The following is an 11,470-nucleotide window of genomic DNA, read 5'->3' as shown; positions in this document are numbered from 1 at the left end:
TTGGGCTTGTCCTGGAGTTACTTCGCGCGGACGCGGTCAAGGAACTGTTCGGTCCTGGACTCGAGTCCTGCGATTTGTCGAACGACGACGGCGGCCGGGTCCGGGTTGATCTCGTTGGCGGGCGGTTCCTTCCGCACGTTGGCGCTGCAGCCAAATTCGGCGCAGATCAGTGTTCCCACAGTGTTCCCGTCCTTACCGGATTGCCCGGCTTTCTTGGCGACCCACAGATAAACGTCGTCTTTCGAAAACACGTCGCGGCAGAGTTCGCAGAGGACTACGCGCCTCTTCCCAGAGCCACCTTCGGGAGCCCGGAGCATGATCCCGGTGAGTTTGCCCCGGTGCGGAACCACGAGGTATCCGCGCTGCGGCATCTTTTCGTCCCGCCAACCCAGGAATTCCAGGTTGTCCCAGTCGATGGTTTCGAAGTCGCGGGGGAGGTTCAGCCGGGCAGCCTCGGAGCGGCTGGCGTTGATGAAGGACGAACGGATCTGTTGGGCAGTGATTTTCTGCATGGCATGGCTTCTTTCGGAAATGGTCGACGTCCGCGCGCTGAAGATGAGCGCGGGTAAGGGCAGCAGGCGTCGGTCATCGGACGAAGGAAGGGCACAGCTCTATAGCCCCTACTAAGGGGGTGTGCCTTGAAGGGGTGTGCTTGAAACCTAGGAAGATGCCGACGTGCGGGGGAGTGCCAAGCAGGCCAAAGCGGCCACCTCGCCAACCATGGCTGCAGCAACTGAATCAGTGCGCACGCTCATCCCCTCGTCGTGATCCTTGGAAGCGGTAGTCCGCTGCCGCTAATACTTTCAAAACTTCAGGGCAGATGTCCACTGGAAGAGGGTTCGGGTGAAGGGCGCGGGATGTGAGAGAGGGTGTGACCTGCGTCGCATTTGGGCAAGGAGTTGGATTAGGTGACGCAAACGTTTCTTAATTCACGACAGGCTAGGCTAGCCTTACTTAGGTTCGCATCACTTACTTAAGGAGTCCCGTGGCTTCCCTTCTCCCACGCCGCGCCCTGCTGAAAACAGCAGGAACCGCGACGGCCGCTTTGGCCGCCGTCGCTCTCACCCTCACCGGCTGCTCCACTGGCCCCGCAACTTCCGCTCCGGCAACTGAGCAGGCAGCCTCCGCAACGTTCCCGGTGACCATCAAGAACGTCTTTGGTGAGACCACCATCAAGGAACAGCCCAAGCGCGTAGTTACCGTCTCGTGGGTCAACGACGACATCGCGATTGCCCTGGGTGTTGTCCCGGTTGGCGTTCCCAAGAACGAGTGGGGCAACAACGACAAGGGCTCTACCCCTTGGAAGGACGCAGCGCTGGAGAAGCTCGGCGCCGGCTTTGGCACCGACAAGGCTCCGGTCCAGTTCTCCGAGGCTGATGGCATCAACTTCACCGAGATCGCCAAGCTCAGCCCGGACGTTATCCTGGCCACGTACTCCGGCCTGGAAGAGGCTGACTACAAGAAGCTCAGCGAAATCGCCCCCGTTGTGGCACAGCCTGAGCTCGCTTATGGCACCCCTTGGCAGGAGAGCACCACCCTGATCGGCAAGGCACTGGGCAAGGAAGCCGAAGCCAAGAAGCTGATCGAGGACACCGAAACCACCGTCAATGACAAGGTTTCCAAGTTCCCGCAGATCAAGGACAAGACCTTCATCTACGGCAACCTCGAACCCGCCAAGGGTGACGGCGCCAACGTCTACACCGCAATCGACAACCGTCCCCGCTTCCTCTCCGAAATCGGCATGAAGCTGGCTCCGGTAGTCACCGAGAACACCAAGACGTCCACGGACTTCTTCATCCCGTGGTCCGCCGAGAAGGCCAACGAGCTCGAGTCCGACATCTTCGTGACCTGGGTTCCGGACGCCACCACTGCCGAAGCCATCAAGGCTGACCCGTTGCTCGGCCAAATCCCGGCCGTCAAGAAGGGCGCGTTGGTTGCCGATTCGGACAACACCCTGACGCTGGCCATCTCCGCTTCTTCGCCGCTGAGCCTGCCGTGGGCGCTGGACACGTTCCTGCCGCAGCTGGGTAAAGCAGCAGACGCAGCGGGCAAGTAACTGCAATGAAACTGAGTACGACGGCGGCAGTCCAGGGGCGGGGCAACGGCACTTTGGTGTCGGCTGGCCCGGGAGGCATCTCCCCTGAAACTGCGGGAACCGGAGGGGGAACCGGCTCCCACAGCCCAGCAGGCAAGCGTGCCGCTTGGCTGCTGGCGGCCGTCGTCGTACTCACCGCAGTGTGCGCTGCATCCTTGGGGATCGGCGCACGCGGCCTTCCCCTCAATACCGTGTGGGAAGCACTCACCGCCTTCAACCCGGCAGATGGCAACCACGCTGTGGTGATCGCCCGGATTCCACGCACGGTGCTGGGGCTCCTTGCCGGGGCCGCACTTGGTTTGGCCGGTGCAGCCATGCAAGGCGTTGCCCGCAACCCCTTGGCCGACCCCGGCATCCTGGGGCTCAACGCCGGTGCTGCCCTTGCAGTCGTCGTGGGAATCTACGTTTTCGGTATCGGCTCCCTGTCCGGCTACATCTGGTTCGCCTTCATCGGCGCCGCGGCTGCCGCCGTCGTGGTTTACGCAATCGCGTCCATCGGCCGTGACGGTGCGACGCCGGTCAAGCTAGCTCTCGCGGGTGCGGCCCTGAGCGCCGGACTGTTCTCACTGATGAACGTCATCCTGGTTTCGAGCCAGGACACTTTCGACCGCTTCCGTTTCTGGCAGGTGGGCACCATTGGTGGACGTGATTGGTCCGTCCTCCTTCCCGCGCTGCCGTTCCTCGCAGTCGGGGCCGTGATTGTCCTGGCCGGCGGTCGCATTCTGAACAGCCTTGCCCTGGGCGATGACATTGCCCGCGGCCTCGGCCAAAATGTCACGCTTGCCCGCAGCATCACAGGCCTGGGCATTGTGTTGCTGTGCGGATCCGCCACTGCCGTAGCCGGGCCCATTGCCTTCCTTGGGCTGGTCATACCCCACGCCGTCCGCTCCTTGACCGGCCCGGACTACCGGTGGATCCTGCCGTTTTCCGCCGTTGCGGCCCCTATCCTGCTGATCAGCGCCGACATTGTTGGCCGCGTGATCCTTCTCCCCGGTGAAGTCCCCGCAGGCATCATGACCGCCATCATTGGCGCTCCCGTCTTCGTCTGGCTCATCCGCCGCGGAAAGCGGGCCGGCCTGTGACCACCGTTCACAAACTCCCCACCGAGTTGGCACTTCACGCCAATGATTCCCACAAACATGGGCATCAAATGTCACTTCGGCGCGTGCTGAGCCCCACATTCTTCCTCGGGCTGGCCCTCGTGGTCATGTTCGCGGTGTACGTTCTGCTGGGCAGCTACACGGTGACCGTCCCGGACTTCTTCACCATAGTCATCAACCACCTGACTGGCGGCGAGAAAATCCCCGGAGCCAGCTTCATCGTGATGGAGCACAAGCTGCCCCGTGCCGTAGTTGGAACCATGATCGGTATCGCTTTCGGCCTGGCCGGCGCACTGTTCCAGACCATGCTGCGCAACCCGCTGGCCAGCCCGGACATCATTGGTATCAGTTACGGCGCCAGCGCGGCGGCCGTGACGGCCATCGTCATCTTCGGTGCTTCCGGAGCCGTGGTTTCCGGTGCTGCCCTCGGCGGAGCGCTTGGCGTCGCGGCCATCATCTACGCAATCTCCCGTGGCGGTTCCGGTGCGGGTGGAGGAAGCCGCGGCAACGCAGCAGGCAACCGGCTCATCCTGGCGGGCGTGGGTATCGCCGCTGCACTTCACGCAGTGGTCAACTTCCTCATGACCCGCGCGGACATCCGCACCGCGGCCGACGCCCTCATCTGGCTCAACGGATCCCTGAACTCCGCCACCTGGGACCGGGCAGGCGTCCTCGCAGTGTCATTGGTGATCCTGGTCCCCGCCGTCATTGCCCTTGCCGGCCCCTTGCGCATCCTCGAACTCGGCGACGACGCTGCTGCGGGGCTCGGGATCAGAGTCAACGCCGCCCGGCTGGCCCTGGTGCTGACCGCCGTCGGACTTGCCGCCGTCGCCACCGCTGCTGCCGGTCCTGTAGCGTTCGTCGCTTTCCTTGCCGGACCGATCGCCCGCCGCATCGTCCGTAAACCCAGCCTCCCGGCGGCGGCCCTTACCGGCGCCCTGATCGTGTTGCTCGCAGATTTCTTCGCCTCCAACATCGCTCCCGTCATCCTCGACGGAACCGTCCTTCCGGTCGGCGTCATCACCGGCGCCCTCGGTGCCCCCTTCCTGCTGTGGCTGCTGGTCACGTCGAACCGAAAGGAGGCCTGACATGGCCATCCTTAATGCCAAGGACCTCACGCTCCAGTACGAGGCACGCAAGGTGGTGGAGGGGCTCACCACCGAGATTCCCGAAGGCAAAGTGACCATGATCGTGGGCGCCAACGCCTGCGGCAAGTCCACCCTCCTGCGCGGCCTGTCGCGCCTCATCAAGCCCGCCGGCGGTACCGTGACGCTGGACGGCAAGGACATTCACACCCGCCCTGCCCGCGAACTAGCCCGCACGCTCGGGCTTCTCCCGCAGCACCCCACCGCCCCGGACGGTATTACCGTGCGCGATCTCGTGGGCCGCGGCCGCTACCCGCACCAAGGCTTCTTCCGTAGCTGGAGCGCAGCCGACGACGCCGCGGTACAGCGTGCGCTCGACGCCACCTCAACGCTGGAACTCGCTGAGCGAAGCATCGACGAGTTGTCCGGCGGACAGCGCCAGCGCGTCTGGATCGCCATGGCCCTCGCTCAGGAAACCGAAGTGCTGCTGCTGGACGAGCCCACCACGTATTTGGACCTGGCACACCAAGTGGAAGTCCTGGACCTGGTCACGGACCTCAACCGCAGCCGCGGAACCACCGTGGCGATCGTGCTCCACGACCTCAATCTCGCTGCCCGCTACGCCGACCACGTCATTGCCATGAAAGGCGGGTGCATCGTGGCCGAAGGGCCGGCGCCCGTCGTCGTGACGGAAGAACTGGTCTTCAACGTTTTCGGCTTGGAATCCCGAGTAGTTCCGGACCCCATCTCAGGCACCCCGCTGATCGTCCCCATCGGACGCCACCACGCACGCCCCGCTTCAACCAACGAACTGGAGATCGCCTCATGAGTGCACAACCGACACAGGCAAAAGCAAGTGCCGCCGTGGAGCCCATGACCCTCGCCTTCGACGTCACCGTGACGGCCGTGCAGGAGCTCAGCCCTAACTTCCGTCGAATCACCTTCGGCGGCTACTCGCTGCGTGACTTCGGCGTTGCAGGGGACACTTTGGACCTCCGCGTGAAGTTGATGATCCCGTCCTTCGACGCTTCCGGGCAGCAGATCCCGCTCCCTCCCTTCAAGATGGAAGAGGCCGGCTGGTACCAGGAATGGTTGGCCATGGACCCATCCGTCCGCGGTGACATGCGCACCTACACCGTCCGGTCCGAGCGCCTGGACGCCGTTTACCCCGAGATCGACATCGACTTCGTCATGCACTTCGACGACGCTGGCCACGGTGGACCCGCTGCCAATTGGGCGGTTTCTGCAAAACCAGGGGACGCCATCACCATCATCGGCCCCAACAACCGTGCAGCCCAGTGCACCACTGCCGGCGCCTACGGCGGCATCGAATGGCGTCCGGGCTTGGCCCAGCGCGTACTTCTGGCCGGCGACGAAACCGCTGTCCCTGCCATCAGCGCCATTCTGGAAAGCCTGCCCGCCGACATGACCGGGCATGCCTTCCTTGAGGTGCCCGAGGCTGGCGACTTCCAAGACATCTCCACTGAAGCCGATATCGAAATCACCTGGCTCGCACGTGGTGCAGCCATCGGACGCTCACGTCCCCACGGCGAACTCCTCAAGGAAGCTGTCGCCAAGGCTGTTCCCGTGCCGGGCTGGGTAGGCATCAAGGGTGCCGGCACCGCCGCAGGACCTGAGCCCGAAGACGTCAACGTGGACCAGGACATCCTCTGGGAAACCCCGCAGCGCATGGACACCGCAGCCATCGAAGCCACCAAAAACCCCACCCTTCCCGCAGGCGCCCTGCCGTTCTACGCATGGATCGCCGGTGAAGCATTCGTGATCAAGGAAATGCGGCGGTACTTGGTGCGGGACGTTGGCATCGACCGCAAGCAGGTTGCCTTCATGGGTTACTGGCGACGCGGCAAGGCGGAGGGCTAAGCCTGTTCTTCTGGTCCGCCGCAGCGGCTGGGTGGCAGCTCGGTGGCCATCCTCGGCGTGTTGCTCCTTCGTCGCTTTGACGCACGCTGCCGGATGCCCGCCGAGCGGCCCGTCCTGGCGTCACCTTCCCACGCTCTCTCACTTCCCTCGGGTTTGGGGGCGACGCTCGCTCACGTCCCTCGGGTTTGTTCACGTTGGGTTGGCTGGGGTGTAACCGGGTACGGGTAGCGTCGGCTGCGTGCGGGAGGAATTCGGGGACGGGAAAAAGGTTCGACGGCGGTATGTCGCCATCGGGGATTCCTTCACCGAAGGAGTGGGGGACCCGAGTAAGGTCCTGCCCAACGGGGTCCGCGGATGGGCCGACCGGGTTGCAGAGAAATTGGCCAAAGCCCAGCCGGGCTGGGAGTACGCCAACCTGGCAGTGCGCAGCAAACGGCTCCGGCACATCATCGATGAACAACTTGAGCCGGCCCTCGCCATGGAGCCAACGCTCGTCACGCTCTACGCAGGCGGCAACGACATCCTCGACTTTGGCACCGATATGGATGCTCTCCTCAATGACTACGAGTTGCTCGTTGCGCGACTCAGCGAAACCGGGGCCACGCTGGTCCTGTTTACCGGGTTCGACGTAAAGGTTTCTGCCGTCCTGGAACCGTTCAAGAAACGCAACACGCTCTACAACCAGAGAGTCCGCGACATCGCAGCGAAATATGGCGCGGTCCTGGTGGACTATTGGTGTTTCGACGCGTACAAGGACTCACGGATGTGGGCTTCGGACCGGCTCCACATGTCCAAAGCGGGCCACAAATATTTGGCTGCCCAGGTTCTGGATCACCTCAACGTCCCGCACAAAATCTCCCCGAAAGAGTGGGACCCGCCCACCCGCCTGTCCATGCGCGAATGGGAGCGCCGGCAACGCCGCTGGGTCAACGACTGGGTGGTTCCGCTATTCGGACGCAAACTACGCGGCGTCACTCTGGGGGATTCAATCAGCCCGCGTTGGCCGGAGCCCGTAAGAGTTCCACGCAAGGGCGGCCTGAAAAAGCTCATGGAGGACCGGGAGAAAGCGCAATGAGAGATCAGATCCGCTTTGTGGCCCTCGGCGACTCCTTCACTGAGGGCGTCGGCGACATCGATCTCAGGCTCCCCAACAACTGCCGGGGCTGGGCGGACCGCGTGGCCGAAGAACTGGCAAGACACGACGAAACCGTGAGGTACGCCAACTTGGCTATTCGTGGGCGTCGCCTCCAGCGGATCATCGACGAACAAATCGAGCCAGCCCTCGCCATGAATCCCACGATGGTCAGCTTCTACGCCGGCGGGAACGATCTCCTCATGGCAAGGCTCAACATGGCCAAGCTCATCACGGACTACGAAGATGCTGTCAGAAGGATCAGAGCCAGCGGAGCCACGGTCCTGCTCTTCACGGGTTACAACGTTCCTTTATCGCCCCTGCTTGAGCCGCTCAAGCTACGCACTGCCATCTACAACCGTCACATTCGGCGTATTGCCGCAGAGTACGGAACGCTGCTGGTGGACTACTGGTGCTTTGAGAAATTTCAGGACCCGCGAATGTGGGCCCCGGATCGCCTGCACATGTCCACCCCGGGCCACAGCTACATGGCCAAGAAAGTCCTCGAAGTCCTCGGAGCCCCGCACTCACTGACCTCACCAACGTTCGCAGCTCCCCGTCCGCGGACGCTCACCGAAAACCTTGCCGACGACGCCGCCTGGCTGCGGCGCGACGTCGGGCCTTGGCTTAAGCGACGGGTCCTCGGCGTCTCGAGCGGTGACCATCTGGGGGCGCGATGGCCGGAAATGATGCCCGTGGTGCTGCCGGAACGGCTGGGAACCAGTCGGGCAAAACCTCAGTTATCGAGCAGGTTTTCGTAGCCTTCAGCCACGCTGGTGGCAGTGAATTCGATGATCTCGAACTCGGCCACTCCGTTGCTGTAGAACGGGTCCTTTGCAAGGGAAGCGTCCAGTGTCGCCCTGTCCACTTTGGAGAGCAGAACGCCGCCGGTGGCTGGGACGCGGCGTCCGGACGCAAGGAAGGTTCCGGCGTCGAACGCGTCCTTAAGCCAAGCCATATGGCCGGGGCGGTGGAAATCGACAATTTCGTCGGGAACTTTGTAGGTCAATGAGACGACAAACATGCCGCCAGCCTATCGCCTGAGGCCGGGCATGGAGCTAAGTAAGGAGGGAATTCTCATAAGATGGATGCATGACTCAACCCCGCTGGCTGAATGCCGACGAACGCCGTGCTTGGCTAGCCCTGCTGAGCATCAACACTTTGCTCCCCTCGGCGTTGGACACCCAGCTTCAGTCGGCCGGCAAACTGTCCCTGTTCGACTACAACGTGCTTGCGATGCTCTCCGAAACCGAGGGCCGATACCTTCCCATGAGTGAGCTCGCCGCACGGACAAGTGCCTCGTTGTCGCGCCTTTCGCACGTGGTGACCAAGCTGCAAAAACGCGGGTGGGTGGAACGGCAAGCGCACCCCGGCGACGCCCGTGTCACTGTGGCGCATCTGACCGACGCGGGCATGTCCACCATCGTGTCCCTAGCCCCGGGACACGTGGAGTCCGTGCGCACGTTGATGCTCGATTCCCTTAGTCCCGAGGACGTCTCGGACCTTGCACGCATCGGCGAGAAAATCGTTGCCCGCTTGGACAACAACCACTGGATCCTGCGCGATTCCTAGCCCTCCTGCTGCAGGCTTTGTGGCCTCAAGCGTTGAAGTGGCAGACTGACGGCATGGATTTTTCTGCCCGTTATGTTGCCCTGGGGGACTCGTTCACCGAGGGTGTTGGAGACGACGATCCCACCCGCCCCAACGGCGTTCGCGGCTGGGCCGACGTCGTTGCCGGGCAGCTCGCCTACAGCAACCCGGACTTCGGCTACGCCAACTTGGCTATCCGAGGCCGGAAGCTCCGGCAGATCATGGCGGAGCAGGTTGATGCCGCCGTCGCGATGAAGCCAACTTTGGTGACGTTGTATGCGGGGGCGAACGACATCCTGCGGCCCAAGATCGATATCGACTCGCTTTTGGAAGAGTACGACGCCGGCATCGCCAAGTTGAGCGCGTCGGGAGCCACAGTGGTCCTCTTCACGGGCTTTGATGCGAAGGGCTCGAAGGTTTTCAGCGCCATGCGCGGCCGCACCGCGATCTACAACGAACTGGTGCGTGAAATCGCCGAAAACCACGGCGCCCTCCTGGTGGACTATTGGCGGTTCGACGAGTACGACGACTGGCGCCTCTGGGGTGAGGATCGCATGCACATGTCCACCGCAGGCCACGTCAACATGGCAAAGCGCGTCCTGGATGTCCTCGAGCACGAGCACGTCATCGAGGTCCCCGAACTGGCGCCGGTCCGACTTATGAACCGGGTTGAGGCATTGAAGGCAAACGCACGATGGTTCCGCGAGTCCGCGGCGCCATGGGTTGCCCGCCGCGTGCGTGGAGTGTCCTCCGGCGACGGTTTGAGCCCGAAATACCCGGAGTTGATCCGGCCGCTGTAATCCGGGCTGCCGGGCGACCCGCCAAGGTTGAGTCGGTGTTCCGGCAGTGGACGGCAAGGGCTTATGATGCCGGATTGGTCTTAATTTGGCCTGACCCGTAGAATAGTTAGGCGCTAGGTAGTGCGGATCGTGTGCAATTGCTCCGGTTGGTGGTGACTGTCGGTTTTACTGACGTCCCGGTGGCCGGTAGTTAGGGGCTCAAGTTGCGTGCATTCCTGTATTCGCCCGGTATCCCAGGATCTGTTCCAGTGATTATCACTGCCCGGTCTTGAGGCCAACCTTCTTCGCCGCACTTGCTGCGGAAACTACCGAAATGGTCTGGACCCGGATGCGGACGCTGCCTGTCGCACGGCAACGCAGGAACATCTGCACGCCGTTACATTCAATCTTTGGAGGAGAGTCATGGCAGCACACTGCCAAGTGACCGGAGCCGAGCCGGGCTTTGGACACAGCATTTCGCACTCGCACCGTCGCAACAAGCGTCGGTTCGACCCGAACATTCAGAAGAAGCGCTACTGGGTTCCGTCCCTGCGCCGTAACGTCACGCTGACCCTGTCAGCCCGTGGCATCAAGACAATCGACGTACGCGGCATCGACTCAGTCGTCGCCGACATCCTGGCACGAGGAGTAAAGCTCTAATGGCAAAGGACAAGGACGTACGTCCGATCATCAAGCTGAAGTCCACCGCGGGCACCGGTTACACCTACGTAACCCGCAAGAACCGTCGTAACGATCCTGACCGCCTGGTCTTGAAGAAGTACGACCCCAAGATCCGCCAGCACGTCGAATTCCGAGAGGAGCGCTAAACACATGGCAAAGAAGTCAAAGATTGCTCGCAACGAGCAGCGCAAGGTCATTGTTGAGCGTTACGCTGCCAAGCGTCTCGAACTGAAGAAGACCCTGGTTGACCCCAACGCGACTGACGAAGCACGCGAAGCTGCACGCCTCGGCCTGCAGAAGCTGCCCCGCAACGCCTCCCCGATCCGTCTGCGTAACCGCGACCAGATCGACGGCCGTCCCCGCGGCACGCTCCAGAAGTTCGGTATCTCCCGTGTTCGCTTCCGCGACATGGCTCACCGCGGTGAGCTCCCGGGCATCACCAAGTCTTCCTGGTAATCACGAAGCTCTAAAAGGGTCGGCAACCGTCATGGTTGCCGGCCCTTTTTGCGTTTAAGCGCGTTTGTCATTGGAGGGAACGGTGGTCATCCTCTGCGCGCTCGGTGGGCGCACCTTGGCCGCGCGCTGCCGGATGAACCCGCCTCCTTTCGACGCCCGCTCACTTCCCTAGAGCTTCAGGTCGACGCCCGCTCACTTCCCTCGGGTTTGGTTGAACGTTCGACGGCGGGGGTGGCGTGGGCGCGGGGCGGTGGTTTGGTGGTGTGGCTGAGGTTGTGACGGGCTTCACGTGGGCTGTTTTGGCGGCTTTTTTGTTTGTTTGGGGTCGTTATGAGGTCGCTTGGCCTGTGTTTGCGGGGATTTTGGGTGATGTTAGCGGTGATTTGTGCCCGGGCTTATGGCCGTGTAATGTCTTCTGAGTCGCCGCGAGTGAGACAGCCTGGAGCTGAGAACCGCGGGGGCCGACCCCCTGATAACAGCCTGGAAAATGGCGCGCTTCTGAGCGTGCCTGTGCCGGGCGGGGCCGGGACTCGGATCGAAAATTGCGGAAACGCCGATTTGCGAAGATCCGGTTGATCGGGTAAGTTTGAAAAGTTGCTCCGGAGCGATCCTGGCCCCTTGTGGGGGGTTTGGTGGTGCCGGGTGTGTCTGTTGTTTGAGAACTCAATAGT

The 11,470-nt window shown here is 62.5% G+C and carries 14 protein-coding genes; 12 read left to right on the top strand and 2 right to left on the bottom strand.

Annotated elements, in window-relative coordinates:
• Nucleotides 1-17: 17 nt before the first annotated feature.
• Nucleotides 18-512, bottom strand: a complete 495-nt coding sequence (locus ACIQTW_RS18370) for an FBP domain-containing protein (protein WP_402939887.1) — start codon at nucleotides 510-512, stop codon at nucleotides 18-20.
• A gap of 473 nt (nucleotides 513-985) precedes the next feature.
• Between ACIQTW_RS18370 and ACIQTW_RS18365 the strand changes: the two genes are divergently transcribed.
• The 7 genes from ACIQTW_RS18365 (at nucleotide 986) to ACIQTW_RS18335 (ending at nucleotide 8,054) form a co-directional block, all read left to right on the top strand.
• Nucleotides 986-2,056, top strand: coding sequence for an iron-siderophore ABC transporter substrate-binding protein (locus ACIQTW_RS18365; protein WP_402939884.1), 1,071 nt, complete (start codon nucleotides 986-988; stop codon nucleotides 2,054-2,056).
• Between the two features lie 5 nt (nucleotides 2,057-2,061).
• Nucleotides 2,062-3,177, top strand: a complete 1,116-nt coding sequence (locus tag ACIQTW_RS18360) for a FecCD family ABC transporter permease (protein ID WP_402939882.1) — start codon at nucleotides 2,062-2,064, stop codon at nucleotides 3,175-3,177.
• Nucleotides 3,174-4,283, top strand: coding sequence for a FecCD family ABC transporter permease (locus ACIQTW_RS18355; RefSeq protein WP_402939880.1), 1,110 nt, complete (start codon nucleotides 3,174-3,176; stop codon nucleotides 4,281-4,283). The genes ACIQTW_RS18360 and ACIQTW_RS18355 overlap by 4 nt, the downstream gene beginning before the upstream one ends.
• 1 nt (nucleotide 4,284) lies before the next feature.
• On the top strand, nucleotides 4,285-5,109 hold the full coding sequence (locus ACIQTW_RS18350; protein WP_402939877.1) for an ABC transporter ATP-binding protein: 825 nt from the start codon (nucleotides 4,285-4,287) through the stop codon (nucleotides 5,107-5,109).
• Complete coding sequence (locus ACIQTW_RS18345; RefSeq protein ID WP_402939874.1) at nucleotides 5,106-6,161, top strand: siderophore-interacting protein; 1,056 nt, start codon at nucleotides 5,106-5,108, stop codon at nucleotides 6,159-6,161. The genes ACIQTW_RS18350 and ACIQTW_RS18345 overlap by 4 nt, the downstream gene beginning before the upstream one ends.
• A 238-nt stretch (nucleotides 6,162-6,399) precedes the next feature.
• Nucleotides 6,400-7,236 (top strand): SGNH/GDSL hydrolase family protein, encoded by an 837-nt coding sequence (locus tag ACIQTW_RS18340; RefSeq protein WP_402939871.1) that lies wholly within the window; start codon nucleotides 6,400-6,402, stop codon nucleotides 7,234-7,236.
• On the top strand, nucleotides 7,233-8,054 hold the full coding sequence (locus ACIQTW_RS18335) for an SGNH/GDSL hydrolase family protein (RefSeq protein WP_402939868.1): 822 nt from the start codon (nucleotides 7,233-7,235) through the stop codon (nucleotides 8,052-8,054). The genes ACIQTW_RS18340 and ACIQTW_RS18335 overlap by 4 nt, the downstream gene beginning before the upstream one ends.
• Here ACIQTW_RS18335 and ACIQTW_RS18330 read toward each other — a convergent pair.
• Entirely contained in the window at nucleotides 8,030-8,317 is a 288-nt protein-coding gene (locus ACIQTW_RS18330) for a YciI family protein (protein ID WP_017198794.1), read from the bottom strand. The two genes, ACIQTW_RS18335 and ACIQTW_RS18330, sit on opposite strands and share 25 nt — an antisense overlap.
• A gap of 68 nt (nucleotides 8,318-8,385) precedes the next feature.
• Between ACIQTW_RS18330 and ACIQTW_RS18325 the strand changes: the two genes are divergently transcribed.
• The 5 genes from ACIQTW_RS18325 to rpsN all read left to right on the top strand — a co-directional run bounded on the left by ACIQTW_RS18325 (nucleotide 8,386) and on the right by rpsN (nucleotide 10,799).
• A complete protein-coding gene (locus ACIQTW_RS18325; RefSeq protein ID WP_091463442.1) occupies nucleotides 8,386-8,865 on the top strand; it encodes a MarR family winged helix-turn-helix transcriptional regulator in 480 nt (159 codons plus the stop codon).
• Nucleotides 8,866-8,918: 53 nt separating this feature from the next.
• A complete protein-coding gene (locus ACIQTW_RS18320) occupies nucleotides 8,919-9,683 on the top strand; it encodes an SGNH/GDSL hydrolase family protein (protein WP_402939864.1) in 765 nt (254 codons plus the stop codon).
• A gap of 402 nt (nucleotides 9,684-10,085) precedes the next feature.
• Complete coding sequence (gene rpmB, locus ACIQTW_RS18315) at nucleotides 10,086-10,322, top strand: 50S ribosomal protein L28 (protein WP_011776361.1); 237 nt, start codon at nucleotides 10,086-10,088, stop codon at nucleotides 10,320-10,322.
• Nucleotides 10,322-10,489, top strand: a complete 168-nt coding sequence (rpmG, locus tag ACIQTW_RS18310) for a 50S ribosomal protein L33 (protein ID WP_003798558.1) — start codon at nucleotides 10,322-10,324, stop codon at nucleotides 10,487-10,489. The genes rpmB and rpmG overlap by 1 nt, the downstream gene beginning before the upstream one ends.
• 4 nt (nucleotides 10,490-10,493) lie before the next feature.
• Nucleotides 10,494-10,799, top strand: coding sequence for a 30S ribosomal protein S14 (gene rpsN / locus ACIQTW_RS18305; protein ID WP_011776360.1), 306 nt, complete (start codon nucleotides 10,494-10,496; stop codon nucleotides 10,797-10,799).
• The last annotated feature ends 671 nt before the right edge of the window (nucleotides 10,800-11,470 follow it).

This window comes from Paenarthrobacter sp. NPDC090517 (assembly GCF_044769165.1).
Taxonomy (GTDB): Bacteria; Actinomycetota; Actinomycetes; order Actinomycetales; family Micrococcaceae; genus Arthrobacter.
This window is presented reverse-complemented; position numbering and strand designations above follow the sequence as displayed.